This is a genomic window from Paenibacillus phyllosphaerae (genome assembly GCF_014192105.1).
Classification (GTDB): domain Bacteria; phylum Bacillota; class Bacilli; order Paenibacillales; family Paenibacillaceae; genus Paenibacillus_Z; species Paenibacillus_Z phyllosphaerae.
On record NZ_JACHXK010000001.1, the window covers coordinates 155,374 to 170,408 of the forward strand.

Below are 15,035 nucleotides of genomic sequence, written 5' to 3' on the forward strand. Positions count from 1 at the left end.
CGCTTCCAATTGCTTCCTTAGGAACATAATAGTTGATCGAGTCTCGATTCGTCAACTAAAATCGCTGATTTATTATGTTTACAACTTGTGTTTATGTTTACAACAATAAGATCACTAATAACAAAAAAACCTCTGATTCGCATAACTGCCAAATCAGAGATTTTTGGAGGATCCATTCGCTGGAATGCTACATTAAATGGAATGCTTTTCCCCGGCTGTCCGGGGAGGAGCGATGCTGCCCTTAATGATGAGATCGCTTTGCAGCAAAAGCTTTTCATGCGGCATTTGAAGATTGGCTAGTCTCCAGAACAGAATCTCTACCCCCTTGATCCCCAGAGCCTCCGATTCAGCGTTGACCGTGCTAAGCTCCGGGAACTCCAGCATAATTTCCGCATCGTTATCGAAGCCAGTGACGCATGTATCTTCCGGAACGCGAATGCCAAGCTGCCGCATGGCGCGCAAGACATACGAAGCGATCTTGTCATTGGCGCACACAAAAGAAGTAGGCAGCGAGCCGCTTTGCAATTCCGCGAGGGTAGACAAGATGAGATCGAGATTCTCTTGATCGTTTGTGGGCTTAACGCGAATCAGCGACTCGTTTGGCGTGTACGGAATCCCGCTTTCGGCCAATACCGATTTGAAGCCGTTCCAGCGATCTGCAAAGCTTCTCGCAAAACGCCAATCTCCGACGAACTGAACGTCGGTATGGCCCTTGCCGATCAAGTATTTAACCTGTTTACGCAAGATATCATAATTGTTCATGAAGACGCTGTCAGAACTAACCAGCTCGTCCTCGTGATCGACAAGCACGAAGGGAATACCTACATTGCGTAAATCGACAAGCATGGAGGTATCGATTAACCCTATTCCAATTATCCCGAGCAGCCCTTCAGGACGCATAATTTTATGGAAATTGCGAGGCGAATCGTCAGTAATGAGAACGGAGCTTATGCCGCTTGACTCTAACCCCTTGAACACCCCTTCCAAGACTCTGCCCCAATACCCGGAGTCTCTGTTCTGACTGCGAATATTCGGAAAGAGAATGCCGATCATTTTTTCATCGTCCGCATCCTGCACGTGATTATTCATGTTTTTGATCAGCTTCTGATCCAGATAGCCGAGTTGCGAGGCCACTTCGAATATTTTTTCCCTCGTAGATGCACTAATCCCCGGTTTGCCGGACAGCGCTTTGGATACTGCATATTTGGATACGCCGACTATATCCGCAATTTCCTGCATTGTTATCTTTTTACTCTTACCCATGATGCTCACTCCGCAATTTAAGATACTAGTCGTTAGTTAGTTTACTTTTCAGCAGTTTGTAAACCAAACTTTTTATCATCATAACAAATTATTTATGCAGTGTATATAAAAGTAAGACCCCAGCGGGATTGACTCTGGTTGACGTTGTGGACCGTGATCAGCCCGAATCTGCCCACTTCAACTTCCTTCTCCTTGTCATCAAAGATGTCCAGGTTCTTGTAGACCTCACCCTTCTCGATATCAATAGATATTTAATATGAAACAACACTAATTTATTGTAAAACGATAATTTACATGCTAAAATCATGTTGTCATTATTTAAATGAGGTGTTTTAAGTGAATATTAAACGAGGTTCAACCACTTTCTTAAAAGTAATCATTTTTCTGATTGGCATTGCAGTGCTTGCCGTGTGTATATTTTTGTTGCCTGAAGCAGCCAGAAGAGACGCGATAGAGCGTCCAGGTGATTATTCGCTATATCCACTTTTGGTCTGTGCATATGGAATATGTATTACGTTTTCCGTAGCGTTGTATCAAGCATTCAAACTTTTAGCCAATATCGAAAAGAACAATGCTTTCTCTGAATTGTCTCTTCAATCTTTGCAGGTAATCAAAAAATGCGCTTTTACTGTCATTTTCTTCATTTTATTAGCGATCGTTTATTTAAGAGTGCATGCTCAAATCACAGGTGATGATGCAGCAGGTCCAATATCTCTAGGTCTAATGGGGATTCTAGCAACGAGTATCATCGCAGCCATTGTGGACGTACTTCAAAAGCCATTAAAGAATGATTAACGGAGAAGATAGCTCCTGTAATGACGAAAGCGTCCTAAGTCGTGAACAGGTATTCGAAGTTCTTCAGTCCGACCCACTCAGGACGAACAACAAAAAACAACAGCGGCTATAAGTCGCTGTTGTTTAAGCAATCAATTGTCTCACGCGAAGTAGTTTTCTCCCGAAACTCAGGCATGCCAATAATGGAGTTTCATTTTACTCGCTCTTATGCTCATTCTCAATTCTAGCCGGAAATAATCATAATGTTAGCGTAGGGCGCTTGTCCACTGTGATCTCGATTGCTATTGTGGCAGACGTTCCGGCGGCCTGAAGCTCTTTGCCATCTTCGTTTGCCACCGTGTTGCTGGTCACTGTGACGGTAGCCTCGGTCCGCAGGCATCATTGGGCCACCTTGGCGATCCTTATTTTACGAGTAAGGAAAACGGCACCGGCCTAGGCCTCATGATAAGCAAACGAATCATTGCCAACCATAAAGGTACGCTCACTTTTAGTAGCACACTTGGAGAGGGCACTACGGTTGACATTCATCTGCCTTCCATACAACCACCCGCCAATGAATAGAACATGTTAACAGCCGGCATGCCCGTCGTCAGAAAACGGACATGCCGGCATTTTTTTGGTTGACCCCAAATCCACTATAAAATCCAATGCTCCGGCCAGCATGAATGGTCGAGCGCTGCCCAAAATCCGGCCGGCCTCATTATATCGGCTGCGTAAGCCCACCAAGCACCGGATGTGGCACATACGGTTCTTCAAGCCGCATGATTTCCTCCGGCGTCAGCTTGATTAAAAGCGCCGCGGCCGCATCCTCCAGATGATGTGCCTTAGTCGCACCGACAATCGGCGCTGCAACCGGCTCCTTTTGCAGCACCCATGCAAGAGCAATCTGTGCGCGCGGCACATCCCTCTCCGCCGCAATCTCGCCGACTCGCTCGACGACCTTACGGTCGGCTTCAGCCATGGCGCTGTAAAGCGTTTTGCCAAATTGATCCGTCTCCGAGCGAACGGTCGTCTCGTCCCAAGCACGCGTCAAGCGCCCCCTTGCAAGCGGGCTCCATGGAATAAGCGCTACGCCCTCATCTTTGCATAGCGGAATCATCTCGCGCTCTTCCTCGCGATAAAGGAGGTTCAAATAATTTTGCATCGAAACAAATCGTGTCCAGCCATGGCGTTCAGCCGTAAACTGCGCTTTCTGGAACTGCCAAGCATACATGGAAGACGCCCCGATATATCTGGCTTTTCCGGCTTTCACCACATCGTGCAGCGCCTCCATCGTTTCTTCGATTGGGGTTTGATAATCCCAACGGTGGATCTGGTATAAATCGACGTAGTCGATGCCGAGACGGCGCAGACTGTGGTCAATTTCACTCATAATTGCCTTGCGCGACAAGCCGGCACCATTTGGACCCGGCCGCATCCGTCCGTGCACCTTGGTCGCTATGACGACCTCATCTCGAGGAACAAGCTCCTTCAGCGCTTGACCGACGACTTCCTCGCTTGCTCCAGCGGAATAGATGTTCGCCGTATCAAAAAAGTTGATGCCGAGCTCAAGCGCCCTTTTAATGAAGGGACGACTTTCCTCTTTATTCAGCACCCATGAGTGCGATCCGCGCGCCGGATCGCCATAGCTCATGCAACCCAAACAGATCCGCGAAACCTCAAGGCCAGTTCGACCTAATTTGACTACGTCCATCTCCAAACCCCACCTTCCATATTTTTACTATATTTTACCGCACGCGCAGAAGAAAGAAAAGAAATACCACTAACAATCGTTGAAGCATAGAGTAGGCCCTAAGTCCCTTTAACATCAGCATTTAGTTGAATTGAATCATGATTATTGTTAAAGATTTCTCGGAGAACTCGTTTCCTTAGATTCTATATTTTGACAGGTTGAAACCCTGGTAAATATACCACATCATATAGTTGGGCATTTGTTAAATTGACAATTTGTCCGAATACGATGCGGTAAGCCGCGCACCGGATCGAAAAATAAGGAGGATTTTCATTGATGTCAAAACGATTTGGCAGAATGCTCGCGTTCCTCTGCTGCTTGGTTATGGTGGCGTCGCTAATGCCTGCCAGCTTTGCCGCCGCCACTGACAACATCGAGTACGCAGAAGCACGTGATGGCGACCTCGGTTCTACAACTCTTACAAGCTTGCAGGCGAATGAAACGCCGACCGCCATTTTCGGAACTCCCGAACTCGGGTCAGACGACCCGCTGTGGGCCTTGACAATGGAGCATCCCATCAACAAAAGCACTGTACCCGGCGACCCCAGACCCCATGCCACGGGCACAGCCAGAATCCTTTGGGACCACGACTACCTGTATGCACGCGTAGTTGTGGAGGACAGCAATCTATATCAGGGAGCCGGCGGAGATTACCAGTACGACAGCCTGGAGTTTTATGTCGGCAACGGATCCGGAGGCTCAAACCAATGGCGCGTCAGCGCGACGGGCGTATTTTCAGGGCAGTCCGCTCCTGGCAGAGCTGCGTGGACCCAGATCACGGATACAGGATATATCGTGGAGATGAGAATACCCAAAGGAACCTTGAACTTACAGGAAGGCAAGCTTACCTTTGAGGTTTATATCAATAACTCGACGGAAAAGGGCGGCGACCGCTATGAAGTCGTTTCCTCTTTCGGAGTTCCGGACGCGGGCTATTCCAGCGATGCTTCATTTACAGACAGCCTGCAGCTCAATTCAGCCAATGAAACGGACACAAGATTCTCAATCACCGCCACGGCGGGACCGGGCGGTACAATAACGCCGGACCCACCCGGCGATGTTCTGAGACTTGCTAAGGGCTCAAGCAAACAATTTACGTTTACCCCCAATCACGGCAAAATTGTGGATACCGTGACGGTAGACGGCGAGGCCGTGACTCTAACTGCTGGCACTTATACCTTTCTAAATGTTGAGGCTGACCATACCATTCACGTGACATTCAAAAACGATCCGGACGCGAAGCAGCTTCCCTTTATCGTATGGAATGACAACTTCGCCCGTGGCGAGTACACGACGGCCGTCATCATTGACTTAGGCGATGGGAAGGCGGCGTTAGACTCCGCGCTTAAACCGGGCTTGTTTACCGTCTCGGCCAGGAACACGACCCTGAACGGCGACTCGGTGACCTTTGAAGGGACGCGTAAGATCACAAGGGTATACGCCAACGACGAACCAAAGGTACGCGGCTATCTGGGGACGGTAAGCCATTCACCGGATTATCAGGAAGGACTGGCAAACGGCCGTTACATCGTGGTTGAGTTTGAGTTTTATTCAGAGAGCGGCGGCAATTTAACGCTGGATGGCAACAGTAACTCGACAAAGCAAGTTTACAACATCGTCCAAAACGACGAGATCGCACTGACGAACGGGAGTCCGCTTCGCAACGTGGTTTTTGAACAGGACAAAGTTGTGAATCCGATCCTTGACAAGTTTACAACACCAACGGGCGATTCGGTCAATCGCGCGCTCTACCTTCACAAGGATGGCAACGGTAATGTGGTGCAACGATTGCCGCTGTATGTCTATACCCACGGCAGGTCGCGCGGCGGCATAAACGCTGAAACAGACCCCAAAGCGGCCATGAAATCCGCCAACGGCTCGGTCGCTCTAATGAAAAAAATGGAGGAAAATCCCGAAAAATACGCCAGCCATATCCTGAATATTTCCTATAATGGCGTATCTACTCCCTCCACAGCCAATGTTAAGAAGGTTATAGACGACCTGGTTGCCAGCGGCGCAGTAGACCCTAACCGTATTTACGCGGCGGGCTTCTCTTGGGGCGGCCTATATACGAACACCTTAGTTAATGACTACCCCGGCTTCTTCGCCGCCGCCGCACCTATGGCTCCGGTAAACGGATCACCGAACGCGAGCACCAACGACGCTCACGCCAAACTGGCTTATTGGATGTTTATCAATGCGAATAACGTTGGCGTATACCAGACTAACCTCACTAACTTCATAAACACCAATATGCCGAAAATGGTCAACGCGAGGGCTTCGCGCTTTGAGAGCAATGAGGCTCTTACGTGGCCCTACAATCAATATGATCAGCCGAGTCAGAGGCCGAATCCGGCCAACACACCTGTCCTGGCCGATTATATAGCGCACGAGGTTGAAGCTGCGGTTCTTTACAACCAGATAACGATGGGGACTTGGAGCATAGCTCCCACGGCGCAGTCCTCTAACTTGCCGGCTTGGAACAATGACTACACAGACGTCTTTGACTGGATGTTCGCGCAGAGAAAAACGGACGGTCCCGGTGCTCCGGTCGGCTTCAAGGCGACGGCGGGCGACGGACAGGTCGCATTGAGCTGGACTGCTCCGGCTGAGGACGGCGGCAGCGCGATATCGGGTTACAAAGTCTGGTACGGCAACGTGACGCTAGTCACACTGGGTGCGGCGGAGACCAAATATACCTTCACGGGCCTGACAAACGACCAAGCCTACACCTTCAAGATCGTTGCGGTAAGTGCAAAGGGCGACGGCGCGGAGAGTAGTGCAACGGCTACACCGAAGAAGACATCGACTCCCATTGTGACCTATCCTTCTGGTGGCAACAGCGGCAATACGAGCACAGAGACAAACGCTGTATTGTCGAAGTCGAACTACACAGTGAATACACCTAAGGATAAGCCCGCGATCACAGACAACAACGGCAACATCACCCTACCCGGCGGCGGCGAGATTGCAACCAAGGGCGGGACGAAGATTAAGGTACCCGAAGGCACAACGATAGACTCGAACGATAAGGTGACCATTCCGGCGGACAAGAGCGCCGAAGTGACGCTACCCGGCAGCCACAGCACAGTGACCATTCCGGGCAGCTCGACGATAGCGGGCGACGGTACGGTCACCGTGGGCGGCGGTGACGCGCATGTGAACCTGCTAAGCGGAAACCAGGTGGATATCCACGGCGGCTCGAAGATACAGAGCGACGGTGCGATTGTGGTAGGACCGGGCGGCGCGAGTGTCGGCTTAGACAACGGCATGTCGCTGAACATCCATGAGGGTGCGGAGCTTGTGTTCAATAACGACACCCCACTGGGCTTCTTCGTGATGTCGGGCAATCCTTACAAGGATGTCAACATGGACGACTGGTACTACAGCTACGTAAACTTCGCCTACGCATACGGTCTTTTCAACGGCACGACTTCCACGACGTTCTCACCGGGCACCGCAATGACGCGCGCGATGTTCGTGCAGGTACTGGCCAATCTTGAGAACGTAAACCGCTCCGGCTACACGAGTTCCCGCTTTAGCGACGTGACGGACGGGCAGTGGTACACGGCGGCAGTCGAGTGGGCGGCCGAAAGCGGCATAGTCAACGGTATAAACGCAGACCTGTTTGACCCCGATTCACTGATGTCGCGCGAGCAGATGCTGGTGATCATGTACAACTACATGAAATACAAGGGCTATGAGATACCTGAAAGCCAATCTAAGTCCTTCGCGGACGAGAGTGAGATCAGCTCATGGGCGTTGGAGGCCGTTCAAGCGCTGCAGGGCATCGGCATTGTATTAGGCAAGCCGGACAACCACTTTGCCCCCAAAGTCACCGCAACCCGCGCCGAAGTAGCTACTATCTTTGTAAGGTTCGTCGAATATTTAGCTAAGTAAAAGCGTAAACAGAAAAATGCAGACCCTTCCGGCTGGACAATATCCAACCGGAAGGGTCTCCTTCTATTTTACAAAGAAAATCTCCGGTCTGATGAAATAGCATGATGTAACTTAGGACTCTCGCTCGATTGCAAGAAAAAGACGGCCTTTGTCCGATAGATGACCGGATCAAGGCCGCCGAAAAACTTTCATTCATAGTTATTTATGGACTGTTGAAAGAATTCTAGTTCTCTCCATTGTGTGGGAGTCATATTAAAGTGTTTTTTAAAAAGCTTGGAAAATTCCATCTGATTGACATATCCGACACTATTGGCAACTTCTTTAATCGTCATACTGCTTTTTTTTAGGGATTGCGAAGCCATCTCCATTTTAAGAGAAATGATAAACTGCTGTGTGCTTATGCCGCATATGCTTTTAAAAATACGTGCCAGATGACTGCGGTCTATGTTTAAAAAATGTGCAATTTCTGAAACGGATATCCTTTTGTGAACATTGCTTCTTATGTAGTTTTTGGCATTCGAGGCATAAGTTTCTGCTGTATTCTCATCTTTCTTTAATAATTTACCCTTCGTAAACGCCGCGATAAGTGACCAAAAATGGCTCATGATGGTTTCGAAGTCCGACCAGCCTATATCTATTAGATGTTTAAGTGCCTTCCCAACACCACTATCATCATTTATAACGTGGTTTTCGTGTGAGAAGCCCGTCACAGCCATAAGCTTTTCCGAAAAGCTGCCGTCAAACTCAATCCAGCGATAGAGCCATGGATCATTGTCATCCGCCTTATAATATGCCGTTTGTTTCGGATAAATCAGAAAAAACTGTCCTGCGTGTACGTTATAAGCTTTGTTATTAATATGCAATTCGCCTTGCCCGCTGTAAATGTAGTGGATGACATAGAAGTTGCGCACTGCAGGTCCAAAGGAATAGCTGTTTTCACACTGCTGTTCACCATATTGCATGGGATAAATATCAGATGAGATTAAAGGGCTTCGTGCATAATATAGTTTCATTGAAATCAGCTCCGAAAATAATATATCACATTTCCCCATAATCACTCGATAAAAACATATTTAACAACACAATTAATTGTCCTATCATAACAATGAAAACGCTAGTTTCAAGGAGGGTTTCTTATGGACAAGTTTATGAATAAAAAGTCAATATCTACCTCCGCATCGGCGAGAACTACATCAAGGACTGCGCCGGACGAGATCACAGATCCTGACTATATGTTTCCGGCTTTCTCAAACGGCAAGGTGCTTTTAGATAAAAAGCAGGGACGGCTCCCCGCCATGGGCTGGAACAGTTGGAATGCATTTGGCAGTAAGAACAACGAGGCACTCACAAAGGCAATGGCGGACGCAATTGTTGATTTGGGGCTTGCGGATATGGGATACAAGTATGTCGTGCTCGATGACGGCTGCTATAAGTCCGAACGCGTGAACGGATTGCTTTCAAATGAAACGATTAAATTCCCAAGCGGCTTTAAGGCATTATCCGATTACATCCACGGCAAGGGCCTAAAATTCGGTATGTACAACGATATAGGTACCAATCTTTGTGCAGGCTCTGCGGTAGGCACTTGCGGCTTTGAAGATGTCGACACGAGGTCTTATGTAGACTGGGGGGTTGACTTTATAAAGGTTGATAACTGCTACTACCTATGGGACAATGCAACGTTCTCAGACTCAACAAATGCAAAATATGCCTATGCCCCGAATATCAGAAGCATAACGGTTACCGGCGAGGGACTGAATGTAACTTTAAATGCTGTTAAGGACGGTGTTATTTTAGGCCAGGGCGCATCCAAAAACAGCGGCGACGATGTCACAAATATCGGTACATTCGACGGAACAAACGTGGGCACGACACCTGTGGGCGACCGCTGGGGCGAGCTTATGTTTACCGTGAACACACCGACTAGCGGACAATACGCCATAACCGTAAATTACGCAAGCGGTGAGGAAGACGGCACGGGACGCTGGCTCCAGCTTGCGGTAGGAAACGCAGAGAATGAAACTCGATATTTTGATAATATGCTCCCTCTTACCCCAAGTACAGCTGCATTCGTAGATTCGGAAGAAATAACGGTTTTCTTAAATGAAGGAGTAAATATCATACGTCTTATGAACCACAGAAGGCAGGAAAATACCCTTAATTCCTATGCAGCTTTGCTCGAAGGCTTGAACAAGGCTGACCCTGCCCATGATATTGTACTCTCAATCTGTGAATGGGGTAAAACACAGCCTCATAACTGGGGATATAAGGTTGGAGACTCCTGGCGTATTCTCAATGATATTACCTTCCGTGTCGGCTCTGATGGCGATCCGGGCTCCGCCGAATGGAGTTCCAACCATACCGCAAGTATAACCTCGCAATATAGTAAGGCGGTTATTATGGACGAGTTTGCCGGACTTGACAAGGGGTGGAACGATCCCGATATGCTTGTCATCGGCATGAACGGTATCACAACGAACATGAGTAAAACCCATATGACGATGTGGTGTATGATGAATGCTCCGATTATGCTTGGATTGGATTTAAGACGGGTTGCAAAGGGTGACGAGCTATGGATGATTATTGCGAACAAAGATGTAATCGCTTTGAATCAGGACCCCCTCGGTATCCAGGCCAAAAGAATTTACTGCTCGATCGATAATGCCAATCCCGATACGGCCTATATCGCTAATAACAACCGTGTCGATATTCTGGTAAAGCCTCTTGCGAACGGAGATATTGCCATATCCTTTATAAATCTCAGCGACTCAAGAGACACGAAGGAGCATTCCGTTGATGTGAGCCGCATTATTGATTATCTTGGGCACAAAATAATGGATGCTGAAAAATTCAAAAATGCTGAAAGCTATTGCCTAAAGGATTTATGGACAGACAAGGTTACTACGAACAATTCAAGAACCTTCTCCGTGACAGGTATTGACGCCTATGACAATGTCACCATAAGAGTTACTCCTGTTTAACCCGAGAACTTACCTAGGAGAATAGGAATGGAAACAGCAATAAATGTTGATGCGGAGGCCAATCTTCATCCTGATGATCATGTTACGACTGAACAGTTTGTGACCATGGTCATAAGAAGCAGTAAAGGCCATATAGAGCCAACTCGCGGCTGTTGGTCATCAGGGTATATGGATTACGCGTTGTATAAGGGAATCATTGAGGATTATGATCTAACTAACATAAGCAAACCTATTGAGCGCCGTTCAGCTGCAAGAATCGTTCATGAGGCGCTGTTAACAGAACTTGGAGAAAAAGATGAATATGAATGGTCGGCGGCAGAAAATCTTAGGGACTTATATTCCTGCCGCACATGCGTTATGCATATAGCGCAGATGTATGTGAAAGGCATAATGCCCGGTCGTGACCCTAACCTGTTCGACGCTGCGGGCAGCTTAACTCATGCGGAAGCTGCAGCAGTTGTCATAAGAATGCTTGATAGGGAGCAGCGCACTCCTCCGACTGAGGGCAGAGGATTCCAAAGTAAAAATCTGTCCCCCGATGAAGCGTGGGAGCTGATGTTAAAGGATCCTGCTGCAATGCTTATTGATGTGCGGACGAATGAAGACTATAAAACAGGGCATATCCAGGAAAGCATCTGTATACCGTTACATGCGATATCAATTAATCCGTTTTCGGTATGTGTTAGAAAAGATACACCATTAATCCTTTACTGTCGAAAGGGGTATAAGAGTTCTGTAGCGGCCCAGGCGCTTATCGATGCAGGCTATAGCAGAGTCTACACGATACCAGGTATAGAGCAATATCCGTATCTTTTAATATAGGAGACTTGCTGCTTCCGTAGTCGTCGTCGGTATCGCTGTCGAGTATATAAACAAGAATAACATCCATCCTTGCGGCCCACATCTTGATGTCTGGATGCGGGCTACTACTTGTTCGTGTTCAAGTTGGAATCGAAGCACACTTGATGTTCATGCTTTCCTTGGCCTAGGATTTGCTCGGGTAGTATACAAAAAGTCACCCATACGCTGAACACTTTTTTTGAAGTGTCCAGTGTATGGGTACCAGTTTACAATGGTCCGCGCCTTTTTCTTTTACAGGCATAAATTGCTATGACTTTCACCTGACTACTATTTGGGGAGGATATGACCGGAGTGCCTATCCCTCACTTCTTCGCCTTATAAAACTCATGATACAGCTTCATCAACGCCCTTTTCTCTATCCTTGAAACATAACTCCGCGAGATCCACAGTTCCTTCGCAATCTCCCGCTGCGTCCGCTCTTCCCCGCCATGCTCCAGCCCGAACCGTCCTACCACAACTTCCTTCTCTCGCTCATCCAAGATATCCAGGTTTGTATAAATCTTGCTCTTTTCGATCTTCAGCTGCACTTTATCCACTACATCATCCGCCTCGGAACCCAATATATCAATCAGCGTTATCTCGTTCCCCTCTTTGTCCGTTCCGATCGGATCATGCAGCGATACATCCTGCTTCGTCTTCTTCAAACTCCGCAAATGCATAAGTATCTCGTTCTCGATACAAACGGGCGGCGAAGGTCGCGAGCTTCGTGCCTTTGCCCTGCTGGAAGCTCTCGATCGCTTTGATCAGACCGATGGTCCCGATACTGATCAAATCTTCCAGATCCTCCCCCGTGTTATCGAATTTTTTGACTATGTGAACACAACCTAATGTAACCAATGGTTAGTAAAATTGTTGGAGCTACTATTTCATCAAATGATAACAACAATCGCCAATTGATATCTGACGACTGGTTGCATTTCTTTAAAAGGGTTTTGCTCCATATGAACGGAACGGGGAAGCTATTTTAAGATACAGTCCATGATTAACTGTACTAATGAATAAAATTCGGTAGTAAGCCCGAATGTTTCAAGTAGCTTGAACGTCATTCTTCTCCTATGGTCGTCCCCTTTACCAATTCCAGTTGTACTTCATCTCCCTAAATCCCACATCCCATATTCTCGCATTCCCCTCCAGGGTGATCGTGAGCTCATTGGCCCCTTGAAGATAAATGGAGGACATCTCCGGTTCATCGCTTGGATCTTCTGCGGACATAGACAGATACTCCTGGCCATCGGCGGAGACGCTTAGACTCCCATAAGCCTCCTCCTGATTGGGAATCCCAAAATTCAAGTAGAGATACAGCTCCTTTTTGCCTAACGTATAGGTGTACGTCACCGTTTGTTGGCCTTCGGTGCTATATGCATTATACTGGGGCTCTACGTTTTGTTCACCAATTTGGAAGCTGTCTCGCTTTGTTCCCGCCGATGAATGTATACCGCTGTTTTTCAGATCGTTTAACGCAACGAAGGTGCCTTGTTCTTTAGTGAACGCGTTGTCGACGATCCCGAAGCTTCCCCAGATCCCAATCATCAGGACTATGGCGGAGATGCACGTAGCAGCTATGTTTCTCCAGACCCTTTTTGTACGAAATCCTAATCTAAACGCCCCGAATCCGACTGCTGCCCCCACTGAGTTTTGAATAACGTCGTTCATATCGAAGCTGCCAAGCAAAGTGAGCGCCTGAACGGTCTCAAGTACAAGGATACACATGATAAAAAGGATCATGTATCGAAAGAAACCTGTTCGATACAACAACGGGATCAAGATGCCGAAAGGGATAAAGGCGACGATGTTCCCAAGAGCCCAAACATCCATCAGCGTCGGATGTAGAAGATTCGATAGACCCGGCAGCCTAAAAAACTCATCCGGTAAAAATAGAAAGCTATACCCTGTCACCTGATCTACCATTTCTGCTCTGCCAAAAGCAAGAAACATAAAATAAAAAATCAAGACTGTATAGCACAGGGTTATAACCAAAATAACTTTGCGGTGCTTGGTATTCATTATATTCTCCTTTATACGCAAGTACTGGTTTCGCTTCATGTCCTGCTTCGGATTCCGACCTCCAGGAGTGCTGGAGACAAGCAAATCTGAGCTGATTGCAGCGATTAAGGAGCTTATCCTCCGGGCGCGTCGGAACGCTGGGCTGAGGAACGTGCCGACAAACTGATGGCAGCCGCCGAACGAAATCCGCTTACTCAAGCAACGATGAGCAGCCATTTTGTAAGCCTTGAAATCCTAGTCCAATCGCTTCTCAAGAACCAAGAGCATCTATCCCGCTTCGAAGTTAAAATAGATGCTCTCGCTGAAGAGATTGCAACATTCGAACACTTACGCTCAATCCCCGCATCGGCAATAAAATTGCGGCAACAGCTTTATCCGAAGTCGGCGAGATCGAGCGGTTCGACAATTCCAAAAAGCTCGTCGCTTTCGCTGGCCTTGATCCAGGCGTCTTCTCCGTAACAAGAAGATAAAGGCGTTCTACGATAAGAGAGAACTGAGGGCAAGGGACACAAAGTCGCGAATATAGCTTCTGCAAATCAAGTCCACTATTTACCCGATTACTACCGAATCCATACTGAACGCCCTATATACCCGAATGAATAATATTCCTCAATTGGATGACCAGACTTTTAAGCCTCTTCTCCCTTTCCAAATAGTATAGCGAAGCTTGTAACAACGGGAGATTCGGTTCCGCTTTCCTAACCTCCGTTTGGATAAAATGATAAAGCCCTTTCAGCTCCGAACGATGTTCGGCACCGGCTGGAAGAACGTTAAGAGTCGAATCCATCTCCAGGAATATCTCGGTAAGGATCTGCTCCCTCTCCCCTTGACGGTCCGCGAGCCCCCAGCTTAAATACCTCTCGAACGAAGCTTGTTTCAGTAATGGCTTCGGATCGGAAGCAACCAAATGCTTAACGAGCACATCGAGCTTGTCCAATATGAACATTGCCGTTTCCTCGAGCGACAACGACTTCTCCTCATAAACAATCCAAAATAGGTACTCCTTCAGAATCGCTCGATAGATGGAAACCAAATCCCATAAGTACGGATTGATTTTATCGCCGTACACATGCAGCAAGCACTCACTGTGCCATCGGATGAGCCGTCCCCTAACTTTGTGTCTAAGCGGTTGGAACTTGGGATCTTGTTGGATGGGGAGTTCCGTGAATTCGACCAGTATATGCTTGTACTCTATAAAATAACGGAATCGTAGAATGATCTGCTGCACAAACTGTTCTTCCGGCAAGAGTCCAGGAAGGCGCGTCAGCTCATCGACCTGATCAAAATAGTCGTTATGGCATTGATCAAATACCTCACTGAAAAGGTCTTCCTTGGAAGGAAAATATTTATAGACAGAGCCTTTAGCAATACCACAATCCTCTGCAATATCCTGAATCGTCGTCGATAGAAACCCCCGTTCCTTAAACAGTCTGACCGCCGATTTTACAACATCTTCTCTTGTCACACTCATAAAAAAGTCTCCTCAGCTTGACTATTTA

The 15,035-nt window shown here is 47.6% G+C and carries 11 protein-coding genes and 2 pseudogenes; 6 read left to right on the forward strand and 7 right to left on the reverse strand.

Going from position 1 to position 15,035, the window contains the following annotated elements; translation table 11 throughout:
- Positions 1-192: 192 nt before the first annotated feature.
- Together FHS18_RS00535 and FHS18_RS34140 are read right to left on the reverse strand one after the other, a co-directional pair.
- Positions 193-1,263 carry a LacI family DNA-binding transcriptional regulator gene (locus FHS18_RS00535; protein ID WP_246427424.1) on the reverse strand — a complete coding sequence of 357 codons (1,071 nt, stop codon included), beginning with the start codon at positions 1,261-1,263 and terminating at the stop codon, positions 193-195.
- 158 nt (positions 1,264-1,421) lie between these two features.
- Positions 1,422-1,514, reverse strand: a pseudogene (locus FHS18_RS34140) (RNA polymerase subunit sigma); the annotation flags it as partial.
- Between the two features lie 85 nt (positions 1,515-1,599).
- On the opposite strand from FHS18_RS34140, the gene FHS18_RS00540 reads away from it, so the two are divergent.
- Both FHS18_RS00540 and FHS18_RS00545 read left to right on the forward strand, forming a co-directional pair.
- Positions 1,600-2,058 carry a DUF2975 domain-containing protein gene (locus FHS18_RS00540; protein ID WP_183595863.1) on the forward strand — a complete coding sequence of 153 codons (459 nt, stop codon included), beginning with the start codon at positions 1,600-1,602 and terminating at the stop codon, positions 2,056-2,058.
- A 381-nt stretch (positions 2,059-2,439) separates the two neighbouring features.
- Positions 2,440-2,619, forward strand: a complete 180-nt coding sequence (locus FHS18_RS00545) for an ATP-binding protein (protein WP_343060340.1) — start codon at positions 2,440-2,442, stop codon at positions 2,617-2,619.
- A gap of 139 nt (positions 2,620-2,758) precedes the next feature.
- On the opposite strand, the gene FHS18_RS00550 is transcribed toward FHS18_RS00545, so the two are convergent.
- Positions 2,759-3,751 carry an aldo/keto reductase gene (locus tag FHS18_RS00550; protein WP_183595865.1) on the reverse strand — a complete coding sequence of 331 codons (993 nt, stop codon included), beginning with the start codon at positions 3,749-3,751 and terminating at the stop codon, positions 2,759-2,761.
- A gap of 315 nt (positions 3,752-4,066) precedes the next feature.
- Here FHS18_RS00550 and FHS18_RS00555 point away from each other — a divergent pair, with 315 nt between their 5' ends.
- On the forward strand, positions 4,067-7,690 hold the full coding sequence (locus FHS18_RS00555) for an S-layer homology domain-containing protein (RefSeq protein ID WP_183595867.1): 3,624 nt from the start codon (positions 4,067-4,069) through the stop codon (positions 7,688-7,690).
- A gap of 188 nt (positions 7,691-7,878) precedes the next feature.
- On the opposite strand, the gene FHS18_RS00560 is transcribed toward FHS18_RS00555, so the two are convergent.
- Positions 7,879-8,703, reverse strand: coding sequence for an AraC family transcriptional regulator (locus tag FHS18_RS00560; protein WP_183595869.1), 825 nt, complete (start codon positions 8,701-8,703; stop codon positions 7,879-7,881).
- Between the two features lie 123 nt (positions 8,704-8,826).
- Here FHS18_RS00560 and FHS18_RS00565 point away from each other — a divergent pair, with 123 nt between their 5' ends.
- Both FHS18_RS00565 and FHS18_RS00570 read left to right on the forward strand, forming a co-directional pair.
- Positions 8,827-10,671, forward strand: coding sequence for an alpha-galactosidase (locus FHS18_RS00565; protein ID WP_246427384.1), 1,845 nt, complete (start codon positions 8,827-8,829; stop codon positions 10,669-10,671).
- A 27-nt stretch (positions 10,672-10,698) separates the two neighbouring features.
- Entirely contained in the window at positions 10,699-11,493 is a 795-nt protein-coding gene (locus tag FHS18_RS00570) for a rhodanese-like domain-containing protein (protein ID WP_183595871.1), read from the forward strand.
- A 341-nt stretch (positions 11,494-11,834) separates the two neighbouring features.
- Here the strand turns inward: FHS18_RS00570 and sigK are convergent.
- A pseudogene (gene sigK, locus FHS18_RS00575) lies at positions 11,835-12,348 on the reverse strand (RNA polymerase sporulation sigma factor SigK); the annotation flags it as partial.
- 252 nt (positions 12,349-12,600) lie between these two features.
- Positions 12,601-13,536, reverse strand: coding sequence for a VanZ family protein (locus tag FHS18_RS00580; RefSeq protein WP_183595873.1), 936 nt, complete (start codon positions 13,534-13,536; stop codon positions 12,601-12,603).
- Between the two features lie 317 nt (positions 13,537-13,853).
- On the opposite strand from FHS18_RS00580, the gene FHS18_RS35315 reads away from it, so the two are divergent.
- Complete coding sequence (locus FHS18_RS35315) at positions 13,854-14,006, forward strand: transposase (protein ID WP_183597254.1); 153 nt, start codon at positions 13,854-13,856, stop codon at positions 14,004-14,006.
- Positions 14,007-14,119: 113 nt separating this feature from the next.
- Here FHS18_RS35315 and FHS18_RS00590 read toward each other — a convergent pair whose 3' ends face one another.
- Positions 14,120-15,007 carry a TetR/AcrR family transcriptional regulator gene (locus FHS18_RS00590; RefSeq protein ID WP_183595875.1) on the reverse strand — a complete coding sequence of 296 codons (888 nt, stop codon included), beginning with the start codon at positions 15,005-15,007 and terminating at the stop codon, positions 14,120-14,122.
- Positions 15,008-15,035 lie beyond the last annotated feature (28 nt).

Bases quoted from the DNA above. Each gene is read 5' to 3' on its own strand.
- FHS18_RS00535 (WP_246427424.1), bottom strand. From the start codon at position 1,263: ATGGGTAAGAGTAAAAAGATAACAATGCAGGAAATTGCGGATATAGTC.
- FHS18_RS00550 (WP_183595865.1), bottom strand. From the start codon at position 3,751: ATGGACGTAGTCAAATTAGGTCGAACTGGCCTTGAGGTTTCGCGGATC.
- FHS18_RS00555 (WP_183595867.1), top strand. From the start codon at position 4,067: ATGTCAAAACGATTTGGCAGAATGCTCGCGTTCCTCTGCTGCTTGGTT.
- FHS18_RS00560 (WP_183595869.1), bottom strand. From the start codon at position 8,703: ATGAAACTATATTATGCACGAAGCCCTTTAATCTCATCTGATATTTAT.
- FHS18_RS00565 (WP_246427384.1), top strand. From the start codon at position 8,827: ATGGACAAGTTTATGAATAAAAAGTCAATATCTACCTCCGCATCGGCG.
- FHS18_RS00570 (WP_183595871.1), top strand. From the start codon at position 10,699: ATGGAAACAGCAATAAATGTTGATGCGGAGGCCAATCTTCATCCTGAT.
- FHS18_RS00580 (WP_183595873.1), bottom strand. From the start codon at position 13,536: ATGAATACCAAGCACCGCAAAGTTATTTTGGTTATAACCCTGTGCTAT.
- FHS18_RS00590 (WP_183595875.1), bottom strand. From the start codon at position 15,007: ATGAGTGTGACAAGAGAAGATGTTGTAAAATCGGCGGTCAGACTGTTT.